This window comes from Promicromonospora sukumoe 327MFSha3.1, assembly GCF_000385135.1.
GTDB classification, from domain to species: domain Bacteria; phylum Actinomycetota; class Actinomycetes; order Actinomycetales; family Cellulomonadaceae; genus Promicromonospora; species Promicromonospora sukumoe_B.
This window is the reverse complement of the sequence record NZ_ARQM01000016.1, coordinates 94,438-107,235: the sequence shown is the minus strand read 5'-3', so window position 1 is coordinate 107,235 and position 12,798 is coordinate 94,438. Positions and strand designations below refer to the sequence as shown.

Below are 12,798 nucleotides of genomic sequence, written 5' to 3'. Positions count from 1 at the left end.
TCATGCAATCATTGAGGTACCTCACGATAAGGGAGAGCCACCATGACCACAGCCGTCATCACCGGAGCGACCCACGGGCTCGGCAGACTCGTCGCCCTCGACCTGGCGCGGCGCGGCTTCCACCTCGGGATCGTGGCTCGCGACGCCGCCAAGGCGGACGATCTGCGCGCCGAGATCGCACGAACCACTCCTGGCGCCGCCGTCGACACGTTCCTGGCCGATCTCTCGTCCCTGGCCGAGGTCCGCCGCGTGGGCCAGGACGTCGCCGCGCACTACGAGCGGATCGACGTGCTGGTCAACAACGCCGGGCTGCATGCGTTCAGCCAGCGCGTCACCGCCGACGGCCTCGCCGAGATGACGGCGGTGAACTACCTCGCACCGTGGATCCTGACGAACATACTGCTCGACCGGCTCACGACGGCGGCGCCGGCCCGCGTGGTCATCGTCGCGTCCGAGGCGGCCCGGCAGGCCAGGAGCATCGAACCGGCGCGTGACCTCTCGTTCACCGGGACGTTCGGCCGGCGCGCCTCGGCCGCCCACTACGGGCGGACCAAGCTGATGGACATCATGTTCAGCCAGGAACTGGCGCGGCGGCTCGCCGGGACAGGCGTCACCGCGAACTGCTGCGACCCCGGGTTCAACACCACCGGACTCGGGCGCGAGCTGCCGTTCGCCGGCGCACTGGAACGGACGCTGCACCGGCTGCGGGTGGGCGATCCCGCACGCGGCGCCGGGATCATCACGCGACTGGCGACCGATCCAGCGTTCGCGACCCGGACCGGCGGCTACTACTCCGTGCGCGATGCCCGGCCGCTCGACTGCCCGGAGCCGGGACGCGCGGCGGCGGTGCAGCGGGAGCTGTGGGACGCGACCGAGGCGCTACTCGCCTGACCCGGCGGGCCCGTCGTAACGCTGGTAGCCCGCGGCCATCGGGCCCGGCGGGTCGATGCTCGCCAGGACGGCGTCGCTGATCGCGGCGAGCTGGTCCACCTGCTCCGGCGTCAGCACGTCGATGACGTGGCGGCGCACGGTGGCGACGTGGCCCGGCGCGGCCTCGCGCATCATGGCCCAGCCCTCCTCCGTGAGCCGCGCGTTGGTCACCCGGCGGTCCCCCGGACCGGGGATCCGCTCGACCAGGCCACGCTCCTCCAGGCGCTGCACGACGTGCGAGAGCCGGGACAGCGTCGCGTTCGTCGCCCCCGCCAGCTCGGCCATCCGAAGGGTGCGGTTGGGCGACTCGGAGAGCACCGCCATGACGAAGTAGTCGAAGTGCGTCACGCCGGAGTCGCGGCGGAGCTGGCTGTCGAAGACGCCGGGGAGCAGCTCCAGCACCGCGACGAAGCGGACCCAGGCCGCCATCTGACGACGGTCGAGCCACGGGGTGTCGGTCACGGCGACAGGCTCTCACGCGATGGTTGTCGCCTCAATTCACCCCGTGCTAGCGTGCCGCAAAAGTTGAAGCTACAACTTGATTCACCCCCTAGCCCCACGCCCACCTGCCAGAACACACCGGCCAGAACAAGCACAGGAGTTCTCTCATGACGTTTCCGTGGACCAGGGACCTCGCGACGCTCGTCGCCCGCATCGCCATCGGGGCGGTACTCGTCGCGCACGGCGCCCAGAAGTTCTTCACCTTCGGCATCTCGGGCACCATCGACTCCTTCGCCGGCATGGGCATCCCCGTGCCGCAGGCCGCCGCGGTCTTCGCGGCCGTGGTCGAGCTCGTCGGCGGCGCGGCGCTGATCCTCGGCGCGGCCACCCCCGTCGTCGGCCTGCTGGTGGTGCTGAACATGCTCGGGGCGCTCGTGCTGGTGCATCTCGGCAACGGCATCTTCGTCGACCAGGGCGGCTTCGAGCTGGTCGCGGCCCTCGGCGCCGGCGCGCTCGTGCTGGCGGCCACCGGCCCCGGCGCGTGGAGCGTCGACCACCTGGTGGGCCGCGCGCGAGCCGCCCGTACCCAGACGGCCTGACCCGACGCGCAGGCCGCACAAGCCGCGCAATTCGCCCACACGTCACACGACGTTCTGGACACGCTCACTTTCACCTGGTCGGGTGGACCGGCACCAACCCCCTGACCCGGAGGAGAGCGCATGTCCGTCATCCCTGGTGGCGCTGGAGTCTCGCGCCGCACCATGCTCACGGCCGCCGGCGCGGTCGGCGCCCTCGGCGTCTCGGCCGCGCTGGCGAGCCCGGCCGTGGCGCGGACCGCGCCGGGCGGCAAGCCGGTGATCGGCCCCGCCCGCGGCGACCTGCTGCACGCCATGAGCTTCAACGTCCGCTACGACCGGGTGGGGCAGACGCAGCCGGGCCAGCCCGACTACTGGCCGGAGCGGGCCCCGCTGGCCACCGCGTTCCTGAAGCTGGAGCAGCCGACCGTCCTGGGCGTCCAGGAGGTGCTGTTCCACCAGCTCCCCGCCATCGAGGCCGGGCTGGGCAAGCACTACCGGATGGTGGGCTTCGGGCGGGACGGCGGCGCCGGCGGCGAGTACTCCGGCATCTTCTACGACGCCCGCCGCCTGACCGTGAAGTGGTGGGACCAGTTCTGGCTGTCCGACACCCCGGACCTGATCGGCTCCGCCACCTGGGGCAACACCGTGACCCGGATCGTCACCTGGGCCGAGTTCCACGACGAGGCGACCGGCCGCGACTTCGTGCACATCAACTCGCACTTCGACCACCAGGCCGAGAACGCCCGGGTGCGCAGCGCCCAGGTGGTGCGCGACCAGGTGGCCGAGGCGGGCCTGCCCGTCGTCTTCACCGCGGACTGCAACGCCGCCGCGGAGGCCTCGACGCCGTACGACGTGCTGGTCACCGAGGGCGGGCTGCAGGACACCTGGCTCGCCGCCGACCGGCAGCTCACGCCGTACGTGGGCACGTTCCCCAACTACGGGACCCCGGACCCGGAGGGCACCCGGATCGACTGGATCCTGGCCACCCCTGGCGTCGAGGTGCGCTCGGCCGCCATCAACACCTGGACCCGGGACGGCCGCTACCCGAGCGACCACACGCCGGTCCAGGCCCTGCTCCGCATCGGCTGAGAAACGATGGTGCCCATGCTGCCCGCACCGGGCAGCATGGGCGCATGCCCGCACCCACCCGCACAGAAGACGCCGCCACCCGGCGCGTCGCCGTCCTCGACGCTCCGTCCAACCTCGGGCTCCGCCCGCCGGCGCCCGGCGTCGTCCCCGGGACGTACAAGGCGCCCGGCGCGCTGCGGGACCAGCGGCTGCTGGACCGGACCGGGGCCGAGGACGCCGGGTGCGTCACCCCGCCCCGCTACGACCGGAACGGCTGGCGGCCGGGCGACGGCGTCGCGCACGCACCGCAGCTCGCCGCCTACTCCCGGCGGCTCGCGGACCGCGTGACGGCGCTGCTCGACGCAGGTGCCTTCCCGCTGGTCCTCGGCGGCGACTGCAGCATCCTGCTCGGGGCGGGCCTGGCCCTGCGCGAGCGCGGCCGGTTCGGCCTCGCGTTCCTGGACGGCCACTCGGACTTCCGCCATCCGGGCAACGCACCCGCGGTCGGGGCGGCCGCCGGCGAGGACCTCGCCCTGGTCACCGGGCGCGGCCAGCCGGATCTCACCGACATCGGTGGGCTGCGGCCGTACGTCCGCGACGACGACGTCGCGCTGCTCGGCATCCGGGACGACGACGAGTACACCGCCGAGCTGGCTGATACCGAGCTGCTGGTCCGACCGGTCGCCGCGGTCCGCGAGGCGGGGGCGGCCGCCGTCGGCCGCGCCGCGCTGGACCGCCTCGAACGCCCCGGGCTGGACGGGTTCTGGGTGCACGTCGACGCCGACGTGCTCGACCCGACGGTCATGCCGGCCGTCGACAGCCCCGACCCCGGCGGGCTCGACCGGCCGGAGGTGCTGGAGCTGCTGACGGCCCTGTGCGCGTCCCCGCGCTGCGTGGGGCTGCAGCTCACGGTCTTCGACCCCGACCTCGACCCGGACGGCACGCTGGCCGCGAGCCTGGCGGACCTCCTGGTGGACGTCCTCGGCTGAGTCTCAGGCCGCCCCGGGCACCTCGACCAGGCGCACCACCGGGCTCGGCGCCAGGCCCACCAGCTCCAGGAGCGACCGGTTCAGCTGGGCGATGGAGTCGCCGAACTCGCTCACGGGCGGGGCCTCGGGGTCGAACGAGAGCATGCACAGGACGCCGAAGATCTGCCGCCAGCCGACCGTCATCAGGTAGACGACGCCGAGGGGCAGGTCGTCGCCCATCCCGGGGTTGGCCCGCAGGAGCAGCCGCCGGTACACGTCGAGCTGCTGCGCCAGGTCGGCCGGGAGGTCGACGTCGGACGGGTAGGGCGCGCCCGCGCGGCGGACCCGGTCGAACAGGGGCGCCCAGGCACCGCCGAGCCGGGAGGCGACGCTCTGCCGCACCGACGCGCGGGCGCCGACGGCGTCCCGGAAGCCCGGCCCCATCAGCAGGCCGAACTCGGCCCGGTGCGTGCCGCACCACACGACGACGGCGTGCGTGCCCGCCTCGACCTGGGCCGCGAGGTCGTCCGGGCCCTGCTGCGCCACCGCCGCGCCGAGGAACGCCAGCAGGCGGTCCATCGTCGCCTCGTACAGGGCCTCCAGCAGCCCGACGCGGTCCCCGACGGCGCGCGCGACGTCGGCCTCGGGCAGCGCGAGGTCCTGGGCGACGGCGGGGACGGTGACGCCCCGGACGCCGTCGGCGACCAGCAGGCGACTCGCCGCGGCGAGCACGTCCGTCCGCAGATCGCGCTCCATCGGACTCCCTCCCACGCCCCCGGTACCGGCGCAGAACACTATCCGGACAGCCGACTCCGGGCCAGGAGCTCAGGCCTCGACGAGCACCACCCGCGGGCTGGGCTCGAGCCCCAGGGACGCCAGGAGGCTGCGCATCATGTCGTCGAACATCGCGTCGAAGTTGCCGAACGCGTAGTCGAGCTGGTCGTACGCGACCATGCACAGCAGGCCGTAGACCTGGCGCCAGAACACCATGATCGTGTGCACCACGCCCACGGGGACCTCCTCAGCCACCCCGGGGCTGTCCTGCGTGAGCACCGCGCGGTACGTGTCGAGCTCCGGGGCGAGCCCGGGCGCGACGTCGGCGTCGGCCGGGAACGGGACCCCGGCCCGCCACAGGGCGGCGAAGGTGGGCACGAACACGGAGCCGAGCCGGTGCACGAAGTGCGGCCGGCTCGTGCCGGACTGCCCCACGGCGTGCTGCGCGTCGGCGCCCAGCAGCAGGTCGAACTCGTTCCGGTGGGTGCGGCACCACACGAACAGCGCGTGCGTCGCGGCGTGCAGCCGTGCGGCCTGGTCGTCGGCCGGCTGCCGCGCGACCGCCTGCTCCAGGTAGGCGATCAGCTCGTCCAGCGTGTCGTCGTAGACGGCGGTGAGCAGGCCGGGGCGTCCCTCGAAGTAGCGGTACATGCCCGGCCCGGCGATCCCGACCTCCTTGGCGACCGCGACCATCGTGACGCCGTCCGCGCCGTGCTCGGCGAGGAGCCGGCGGGCCGCCGCGCGCGCCTCATGCAGCAGCTCTGCGCGCAGTCGCTGCCTGCGGGTCGGGGTGGCGGCGGGCACGCTCCAGTCTTGCACGCGCGGCCGCCACCCCGACGAGGTCAGGCGCGGCGGCGCGTCACCAGGGCGGCGCCGATCCCGACGGCGCCGACCACGATCCCGGCGGCGCCCAGCCAGCGGCCCACGGGGTCGACGGCGGGCTCGTCACCGGCCACGGCGGCCCCGTCCGAGGCCGCCTCCGCGTGGGCCGCCCCGCCGTGCCCGTCGCCCTCGGCGGCGGTCGTGGTGAACACCGGGGCGGGCGCCTCGGGCTCCTTGCCGTCGTCGCCGGCCAGGTCGTCCCAGTCGACGACGCTGCCGTCCGTGTACGTCTGGTGCGCGGGCAGCACCACGTCGGTGCCCTCGGCGGGCAGCGCGCCGACCCGGACGGCGAACTCCTGGTACTCGTGCGGCGGCACCTCGTTGCCCTCCTGGGCGGTCCAGGTCACGCGGACGGGGGCCTCGTCGACGGTCGCGCCCTCGACCTCGAACGGCTCGTCGAGCTCGGCCACCTCGACCTCGACGTCCCAGCCCGGCAGGGTGCGGGGCGTGACGCTGAGGAACGGGGTGTCGGTGGGCAGGTCGACGACGAGCTTCTCGGTGGAGGCGGAGTCCGACTCCGTCGGCACGCGGAACGCGAGGCTCGCGTAGCTCTCGGCGGCGGTCGTGTCGGGGTTCACGGTCACGTGGGCGTACGCCACGGTGGGCAGCAGCACCAGGACGGCGGTGGCGGGGACCGCCGCGAGGGCGCGGCGGGCGGGCAGGCTGAAGCGAGTCATGTGCTCGGTCCTTCGGTACGGAGTGGTCGGGAGGGCGTGCGGCGACACGCCACCCGCCCGACTCCGTCAGGCCGCGAGGCGCATCACCAGGGCCGACGACGGCGGTCCCCGCTCCGGCGCCACGTGCACGTCCACGCGACCCGGCAGCGCACGGAGCGCCGCCGGCACGAGGGCGCGGCGGACGACGGGCAACCACAGGGGCTCCACGGCGAGCGGCCGCACCAGCCACGACGCGAGCAGCCAGACCCCGCGCTCGACGCCCACGAGCAGCGCGACGGCGACGACCGTGGCCAGCACGTGCCACGCGAGCATCTCCGGAGCGAGCACCGCCGGCTCGGCCGCACCGGCGCAGGACCCGTAGACCCCGGCCGCCGGCGCGGTCAGGTGGCCGTGCGCCGCGCCGCCGTCGGGCAGCGGGGACGGGCAGGCGCCGGCGAACCAGGAGAAGGCCTGGTGGGCGCCGAGCTGGCCGAGGCCCGCCAGGGCGAGGCCGCCCGGCCAGCGGATCTGCCGCCGCACGGCGCCCGCGGCGACGGCGAGCAGCAGCGCGCCCAGCAGGGCGATAGCCGCCACGGGCGGCACGTGGCCGCCCGCCTCCGAGTGCGCGGTCAGGGCAAGCCCGAGCACGACCGACGCCCAGAGGAGCGCGCGGCCGAGGCCCACTGCTCCCGAGGACGGCGTCAGCACGGCACAGACCCTACTTCGCGGGCTGGTCCTCGTCATCGGTCGCGCTCGGCTCGATGCGCTTCTCGGGCTCGATCTCCCCGGACGGCACGCAGTCCTCGGCGTTGATGAGCGGCTTGTCGGCGGTCAGCTCGACGTCCTCCACGTCGAGCGGCGCCTCGAACTCCTCGCCGATGAGCAGGTCGATCTTGCGGTCCCTGCGGTCGTCGAGGACCAGGCGGATCTCGGGGAACTGCGCGGCCAGCGTGTAGGCCTGCACGATCCCCTTGCGGCCGAACCGGATCTCCGACTCCTGGAGCTGCACCGGCACGTTGCCCTTGGAGATGATGCTGAACCCGCGGTCGGCGAGCACGGTCTCGTGCGCGCTGGCCAGGCCGATCTCCTCCGAGGCGTTCAGCAGGCGGATCTGGACGTCCGAGTAGGTGGCCGGCAGCGCGCCGTCGGGCTGCCCCTTGACCGCGGGCAGGCAGGGCACCGGGTAGGTCTTCTGCTCCGCCGCACCCACCGTGGTGAACGGGCGGTTGAAGGGCGAGCTGATGGCGCCCGAGTAGACCGCGAGCGCGAAGATGCCGCACACGGCGAGGAACGCGATGAGCACGCCGAAGACCACGGCCTGGCGCTCGTGCTCTCGACGCCGGCGCTCGACGCGCGCCTGGTCGTACCCGGGGGATGTCACGCGATGAACCTACCTGAGCTCAGCGGATGGTGAGCACGCGAGCGTGCAGGACTGGACGTTGCTGGAGGGCAGCGCGCACGGCGCGGTGCAGGCCGTCCTCCAGGTAGAGCGTGCCCTCGTACTCCACGACGTGGGCGAACAGGTCGCCGTAGAACGTGGAGTCCTCGGCCAGGAGCTGGTCGAGGTCGAGCGTGCGCTTGGTGGTCACGAGCTCGTCGAGGCGTACCTGCCGTGGGGGCACGTCGACCCAGTCGCGTGTGCGCGACCGCCCGTGCTCGGGGTACGGGCGGCCGTCTCCTACGGCCTTGAAGATCATCGGTCCGTCCTCACTGGACTCGGCGGGGCACGTCCGGGAGCGGCTGTCGAACCTGCCTGCTGACACCGGACGGCGTCCCGAACCCTACCGGAACGCGAGTGTCGACAACAGTTGGCCTGACGCCGGCCCAGCAGGGCCGGCGGGGGTCAGACGACCGGCACGTCACGGCGCCGGAACCCGGCGAGAGCGAGCGCGAGGAACGCGGCCGCTATGAGCAGGAGCCAGCCCAGCGGGGCCCAGTCCACGTCGGACCAGGCCACCGCGGGGACGGCGGGGGCGTGCGCGAACGGGGACAGGTCGGTCACGGCGTCGGGCAGGTCGAGCAGGCTGCCGAGCAAGGTCACCAGGAAGCTGGCCGCGATGACCGCCCAGCCCAGCCCGACCAGCCGCGGGAACCAGCCGAAGAGCGCGGACGTGAGTCCGATCACGACCAGGACCGCCGGCACGTGGACCACCGCCGCGCCGAGGCCGTCGGCGATCGAGTCGCCCCAGCTCGTGCCGGACGACAGGGCGTTGCCCGCGCCGAGCGCGAGCCCCGCGAGGCCGAGCAGCAGGACCGCGCCGCCGATCGCCCCCGTCAGCCAGGCGGCGAGGTACCGGGTGCGGGACACGCGGGTGGCGAGCGTCGCCTCGGTACGACCGAGCGCCTCCTCCGTGCGGATGTCCTGGACCACGGTGACGCCGTACCCGGCGCCCGCGTACGCCGTCCAGGACATGATGAGCGCGGCGAAGCCCGCCGCGATGTCCGAGCCCTGGACGCCCATCGCCGTGACGTACTGGGCGAACTGCTCGTTCTCGGTGACCATGGTGCCGGCGGTCGCCATCAGGTAGCCGACGAAGAACATGTAGACGCCGACGGACACCGCCCAGATCACGAACGACGAGCGGGTCAGGCGCGCCACGAGCGCCGACGTCGAGGTGAGCGACGTCGAGTGGGCCGGCCCGCGGCGCTCCGCGATCAGGCCCGCTCCGAGGTCGCGGTGCAGCGTGAGCCAGCCGGCGGCCAGCCCGCCCACGACGAACAGCGCGACGCACAGCAGGAACGGCAGGTAGTCGTTCGCGCCGTACGGGTCGATCTGCTGCGCCCAGCCGACCGGCGTCACCCAGTGCAGCCAGCCCAGGGCGTCCGGGTCGACGTCGGCCCCGCCGCGCAGCAGGTAGCCACCGATGACGATCCAGACGCCGAGCGAGTTGGCCCCGCGCGAGGACGACGCGACCTGCGCCGTGACCGCCGCGATGCCCGACGCCGCCAGCCCCACGCCCAGGACCTGCGCGCCCAGGGCGACCGCGCCCGCGGACGGCCCCTGGGACCACACCACGGCGGCGGTCAGCACGCCCGAGGCGACGGCGAAGATCGCGCCGACCGCCAGGCCGGTGACCAGCGGCGCCAGGGAGCCCACGCGGGCGGCGCGCACCAGCTCCAGGCGGCCGAGCTGCTCCTCCTTGCGGGTGTGCCGCACCACGGCCATGACGGCGAGCACGCCGAACACGGTGATCATGAAGATGCCCACGCGCCACGAGACCGTGGACGCGACCGAGCCCGTGTTCTCGTACGGACCGAGCAGCACCAGGAACGCCGGGTTGGCCACCAGCGTGCCCTGGATCGTGTCGCGCTGCTCCTGCGTGCCGTACAGCTCGGACACGGAGCTCAGCGTGCTGACGAACAGCAGCGCGCAGACCACGAGCTGCACCGGCAGCAGCACGCGGTCGCGACGCAGCGCGAGCCGCAGCAGGTCCCCCGTGCCGGCGAACGCACCACGCAGTGCGAGCGCCGGGCGCTCCAGCGCCGGGACCGCCGGCAGCGCCGTCGTGGTCATGACCGGCCTGCCGGGGCCTCTTCGAGCCGCTCGAGCTCGTCGCCGTACTGGCGCAGGAACAGCTCCTCCAGCGACGGGGGCTCGACGGTCAGGCCGTGCGGCTCCAGGCCGGCGAGGGCCTTGGTGACGCGGGGCAGCGCGTCGTCGTCCACGTGGAAGGCGACGCGCGTCCCGGCACCCCCGCCGTCGCTCACCAGCAGGTCGTGCACGCCCGTGAGCGACTCCAGCACGCCGACGTCACCCGTGACCACGGCGGAGACCTTGGACCGCGTGAGGTGCCGGAGCTCGGCGAGGGTGCCGGACTGCACGTCCTTGCCGTTGCGGATGATCGTGACGGTGTCGCACAGCGCCTCGACCTCGCCGAGGATGTGGCTGGACAGCAGCACCGAGGTGCCCTGCGCCGTCGCCTCGCGGATCGAGTCCTGGAACACGGCCTCCATGAGGGGGTCCAGCCCGGAGGTGGGCTCGTCGAGCACCAGCAGCTCCGCGTCGGCGCTCAGCGCGGCGACCAGGGCGACCTTCTGCCGGTTGCCCTTCGAGTAGGTGCCGGCCCGCTTGGTGGGGTCCAGCTCGAAGCGCTGCAGCATGCGCTCCTTGCGCGCCCGGTCCACCTTGACCCCGCGGAGCCGGAGCAGGAGGTCGATGGCCTCCCCGCCGGTGAGCTTGGGCCAGAGCGTGACGTCGCCCGGCACGTAGGCGAGGCGCCCGTGCAGGTCCACCGCCTGGGCGAACGGGTCGCCGCCCAGCAGGCCGACCCGGCCGGCGTCGGGCCGCAGCAGGCCGAGCAGCACGCGGATGGTGGTGGACTTGCCCGCCCCGTTGGGGCCGAGGAACCCGGCCACCTCCCCCGGGCGGACGGTCAGGTTCAGGCCGTCGAGCGCCTGAACGGCGCCGAAGGACTTGTGCAGGTCCTGGATCTCGATCGCGGGTGTGACGGTCATGAGTTGCTCGCTCCCGGTTCCGGCACGTACATGAGGTAGTCGTCGAGCATGCTGCGGGAGGTGAGGTACCCCTCGGTGAACAGCTCCATCATCGGCAGGTAGCTGTTGGTCAGGTAGCCGCGGACGATCCCGGCGAGGTCGGCCGGGTCCTCCGGCGGGTCGAGCGTCACCTCGAGCAGCAGGGCGCCGAGGGCGGAGAGCGTGAGGTAGCGGGCACGGGCGGCCTCGTCCCGGCTGGGCACGATGACGCCGGCGGCGACCCCCTCCCGGGTGTAGCCGACGGCGTCGGTGACCATGTGGTCGATGAACTCCCGGGCGAGCGGGCCGCCGTCCTGCATGGACCGCAGGATGTAGCCGACGAGGCTCGCGTTCTCCTCCGCGGCCGCGAACTTCGAGAAGAAGCTCTGGTTCGCGGCGGCGTCGGCGACGTTCTCGCGCTTGAGCCGCCGGATCGTGGCCAGCACCTGCGCGTCGCACTCGGCCCGCAGCTTGTCCTTGGAGCCGAAGTGGTGCATCACGAGGCCGGCGCTGACTCCGGCGTCGGCCGCGATGGTGCGGATCGAGGCGCCGAAGCCCCCCACCGCGAACCTGCTGATCGCCGTGTCCCGGATCCTGGCGCGGGAGGTGAGGTCCTCGACGTCGTCGACTGAACGCATGTTTAAGATGCTAACCACGCGTTCAGTCGGCTGTCCATACCCGTGTGAGACGTAAGGCCACCAGAGTGACCTGTACGTCTGGCACGGGGTGGGATCAGCCCTGGGCGGTCCCCCGCCAGCGGCCGATCGCGCGCATCACGTGGTAGATGACCAGGGCGGCGGCGGTGCCCAGCGCGATGCCGCCGAACTCGAGGTCGCCGGCCGTCCACGTGAAGTTCGCGATGCCGATGATCAGCGGCACGGCCGCCGTGGTCAGGTTCACCGAGTCGGAGAAGTCGACCTTGGCCTGCACCCAGATCCGGGCGCCGAGGATGCCGATCATCCCGTAGAGCATGGTGGTGACGCCGCCGAGCACGCCCTGCGGCACGGTGTTGATCAGCGCGCCGAACTTGGGCGACATGCTGAGCACGAGCGCGCCGAACGCGGCCACCCAGTAGGCCGCCGTGGAGTACACGCGGGAGGCGGCCATGACGCCGATGTTCTCGGCGTACGTGGTGGTGCCGGAGCCGCCGCCGAGGCCGGCCAGCGTGGTCGCGAGGCCGTCGGCGAACAGGGCGCGACCGGTGAGCTTGTCGTAGTCGCGGCCGGTCATCGCGGCCACCGACTTCACGTGGCCCACGTTCTCGGCGATGAGCACCAGCACGACCGGGAGGAACAGGCCGAGCACGCTCGGGTCGAACGACGGCGCGGTGAAGTGCGGGAGGCCGAACCAGTCGGCCTCCGCCACCGGGGTGAAGTCGACCTCGCCGCGCAGGGTGGCGACGACGTAGCCGATCACCACGCCGAGCAGGATCGCCAGGCGGCCGACGATGCCCCGGAACAGCACCTGGATCAGGATGATCGAGGCGAGGGTGATCACGGCCGTGACGGGCGATGCCTGGAAGCCGGTGCAGCCGTCGGCGGTGCACGACCCCCAGGCCACCGGCGCCAGGTTGAGTCCGATGAGCGCCACGATCACGCCGGTGACCACGGGCGGCATGGCGATCTGGATCCAGTGCGCCCCGGCGAAGTGCACGATCACGCCGACCAGCGCCAGGAGCAGACCGGTGGCGAGGATGCCGCCGATCGCGGCGGACTGCCCGGCCGACGCCGTGGCCGCGAGGATCGGCGCGATGAACGCGAAGCTCGACCCCAGGTAGCTCGGCAGCTTGTTGCCCGTGATGAGCAGGAACCCGATGGTGCCGATCGCCGAGAAGAACAGCGTCGTCGCCGCGTCGAACTGGGTGATGGTCGGCACGAGGAACGTGGCGCCGAACATCGCGACGATGTGCTGCAGGCCGATCCCGACCGTGCGCGGCCAGCTCAGCCGCTCGTGCGGGGCGACCACCTCTCCGGGGGTGATGCGCGCGCCATCACCGTGCAGCGTCCAGCCGAGTCGCATTGTGTTGTC

At 73.2% G+C, this 12,798-nt stretch carries 15 protein-coding genes and 1 pseudogene; 4 read left to right on the top strand and 12 right to left on the bottom strand.

Annotated features, from left to right (window positions below; translation table 11 throughout):
• Nucleotides 1–42 precede the first annotated feature (42 nt).
• A complete protein-coding gene (locus tag H291_RS0125415) occupies nucleotides 43–891 on the top strand; it encodes an SDR family NAD(P)-dependent oxidoreductase (protein ID WP_020017848.1) in 849 nt (282 codons plus the stop codon).
• On the opposite strand, the gene H291_RS0125410 is transcribed toward H291_RS0125415, so the two are convergent.
• Complete coding sequence (locus H291_RS0125410; RefSeq protein ID WP_020017847.1) at nucleotides 880–1,392, bottom strand: MarR family winged helix-turn-helix transcriptional regulator; 513 nt, start codon at nucleotides 1,390–1,392, stop codon at nucleotides 880–882. The genes H291_RS0125415 and H291_RS0125410 overlap by 12 nt on opposite strands.
• Nucleotides 1,393–1,538: 146 nt before the next feature.
• On the opposite strand from H291_RS0125410, the gene H291_RS0125405 reads away from it, so the two are divergent.
• The 3 genes from H291_RS0125405 to H291_RS0125395 all read left to right on the top strand — a co-directional run bounded on the left by H291_RS0125405 (nucleotide 1,539) and on the right by H291_RS0125395 (nucleotide 4,006).
• Complete coding sequence (locus H291_RS0125405; protein ID WP_020017846.1) at nucleotides 1,539–1,970, top strand: DoxX family protein; 432 nt, start codon at nucleotides 1,539–1,541, stop codon at nucleotides 1,968–1,970.
• A 120-nt stretch (nucleotides 1,971–2,090) separates the two neighbouring features.
• Nucleotides 2,091–3,038, top strand: a complete 948-nt coding sequence (locus H291_RS0125400) for an endonuclease/exonuclease/phosphatase family protein (protein ID WP_157237345.1) — start codon at nucleotides 2,091–2,093, stop codon at nucleotides 3,036–3,038.
• A 44-nt stretch (nucleotides 3,039–3,082) separates the two neighbouring features.
• On the top strand, nucleotides 3,083–4,006 hold the full coding sequence (locus H291_RS0125395; RefSeq protein ID WP_020017844.1) for an arginase family protein: 924 nt from the start codon (nucleotides 3,083–3,085) through the stop codon (nucleotides 4,004–4,006).
• A 3-nt stretch (nucleotides 4,007–4,009) separates the two neighbouring features.
• On the opposite strand, the gene H291_RS0125390 is transcribed toward H291_RS0125395, so the two are convergent.
• From H291_RS0125390 to H291_RS0125345, 11 genes and pseudogenes are all read right to left on the bottom strand, one after another.
• Entirely contained in the window at nucleotides 4,010–4,741 is a 732-nt protein-coding gene (locus H291_RS0125390; RefSeq protein ID WP_020017843.1) for a TetR/AcrR family transcriptional regulator, read from the bottom strand.
• Between the two features lie 69 nt (nucleotides 4,742–4,810).
• The gene (locus tag H291_RS0125385; RefSeq protein ID WP_026366128.1) at nucleotides 4,811–5,578 is read right to left on the bottom strand and encodes a TetR/AcrR family transcriptional regulator; all 768 of its coding nucleotides are present in this window, start codon (nucleotides 5,576–5,578) and stop codon (nucleotides 4,811–4,813) included.
• 23 nt (nucleotides 5,579–5,601) lie between these two features.
• Entirely contained in the window at nucleotides 5,602–6,318 is a 717-nt protein-coding gene (locus H291_RS0125380) for a YcnI family copper-binding membrane protein (protein ID WP_020017841.1), read from the bottom strand.
• Nucleotides 6,319–6,384: 66 nt separating this feature from the next.
• Nucleotides 6,385–7,005 carry a hypothetical protein gene (locus H291_RS0125375; protein ID WP_157237344.1) on the bottom strand — a complete coding sequence of 207 codons (621 nt, stop codon included), beginning with the start codon at nucleotides 7,003–7,005 and terminating at the stop codon, nucleotides 6,385–6,387.
• Between the two features lie 10 nt (nucleotides 7,006–7,015).
• On the bottom strand, nucleotides 7,016–7,678 hold the full coding sequence (locus H291_RS31670) for a LytR C-terminal domain-containing protein (protein WP_157237343.1): 663 nt from the start codon (nucleotides 7,676–7,678) through the stop codon (nucleotides 7,016–7,018).
• Between the two features lie 19 nt (nucleotides 7,679–7,697).
• A complete protein-coding gene (locus H291_RS0125365; RefSeq protein ID WP_020017838.1) occupies nucleotides 7,698–7,994 on the bottom strand; it encodes a type II toxin-antitoxin system VapB family antitoxin in 297 nt (98 codons plus the stop codon).
• 146 nt (nucleotides 7,995–8,140) lie between these two features.
• Nucleotides 8,141–9,811 carry an ABC transporter permease gene (locus H291_RS0125360; RefSeq protein WP_020017837.1) on the bottom strand — a complete coding sequence of 557 codons (1,671 nt, stop codon included), beginning with the start codon at nucleotides 9,809–9,811 and terminating at the stop codon, nucleotides 8,141–8,143.
• Nucleotides 9,808–10,311: an ATP-binding protein DrrA1-3 family domain-containing protein gene (locus H291_RS34925; protein ID WP_420038579.1), complete on the bottom strand. Its 504-nt coding sequence runs from the start codon at nucleotides 10,309–10,311 to the stop codon at nucleotides 9,808–9,810. The genes H291_RS0125360 and H291_RS34925 overlap by 4 nt, the downstream gene beginning before the upstream one ends.
• A gap of 15 nt (nucleotides 10,312–10,326) precedes the next feature.
• Nucleotides 10,327–10,677 (bottom strand): annotated as a pseudogene (locus H291_RS34920) (ATP-binding cassette domain-containing protein); the annotation flags it as partial.
• A 71-nt stretch (nucleotides 10,678–10,748) separates the two neighbouring features.
• Complete coding sequence (locus H291_RS0125350; protein WP_020017835.1) at nucleotides 10,749–11,408, bottom strand: TetR/AcrR family transcriptional regulator; 660 nt, start codon at nucleotides 11,406–11,408, stop codon at nucleotides 10,749–10,751.
• Nucleotides 11,409–11,502: 94 nt separating this feature from the next.
• On the bottom strand, nucleotides 11,503–12,789 hold the full coding sequence (locus H291_RS0125345) for a uracil-xanthine permease family protein (protein ID WP_020017834.1): 1,287 nt from the start codon (nucleotides 12,787–12,789) through the stop codon (nucleotides 11,503–11,505).
• Nucleotides 12,790–12,798: the final 9 nt, after the last annotated feature.

Bases quoted from the DNA above. Each gene is read 5' to 3' on its own strand.
- H291_RS0125415 (WP_020017848.1), top strand. From the start codon at position 43: ATGACCACAGCCGTCATCACCGGAGCGACCCACGGGCTCGGCAGACTC.
- H291_RS0125405 (WP_020017846.1), top strand. From the start codon at position 1,539: ATGACGTTTCCGTGGACCAGGGACCTCGCGACGCTCGTCGCCCGCATC.
- H291_RS0125400 (WP_157237345.1), top strand. From the start codon at position 2,091: ATGTCCGTCATCCCTGGTGGCGCTGGAGTCTCGCGCCGCACCATGCTC.
- H291_RS0125395 (WP_020017844.1), top strand. From the start codon at position 3,083: ATGCCCGCACCCACCCGCACAGAAGACGCCGCCACCCGGCGCGTCGCC.
- H291_RS0125390 (WP_020017843.1), bottom strand. From the start codon at position 4,741: ATGGAGCGCGATCTGCGGACGGACGTGCTCGCCGCGGCGAGTCGCCTG.
- H291_RS0125380 (WP_020017841.1), bottom strand. From the start codon at position 6,318: ATGACTCGCTTCAGCCTGCCCGCCCGCCGCGCCCTCGCGGCGGTCCCC.
- H291_RS0125365 (WP_020017838.1), bottom strand. From the start codon at position 7,994: ATGATCTTCAAGGCCGTAGGAGACGGCCGCCCGTACCCCGAGCACGGG.
- H291_RS0125360 (WP_020017837.1), bottom strand. From the start codon at position 9,811: ATGACCACGACGGCGCTGCCGGCGGTCCCGGCGCTGGAGCGCCCGGCG.
- H291_RS0125350 (WP_020017835.1), bottom strand. From the start codon at position 11,408: ATGCGTTCAGTCGACGACGTCGAGGACCTCACCTCCCGCGCCAGGATC.
- H291_RS0125345 (WP_020017834.1), bottom strand. From the start codon at position 12,789: ATGCGACTCGGCTGGACGCTGCACGGTGATGGCGCGCGCATCACCCCC.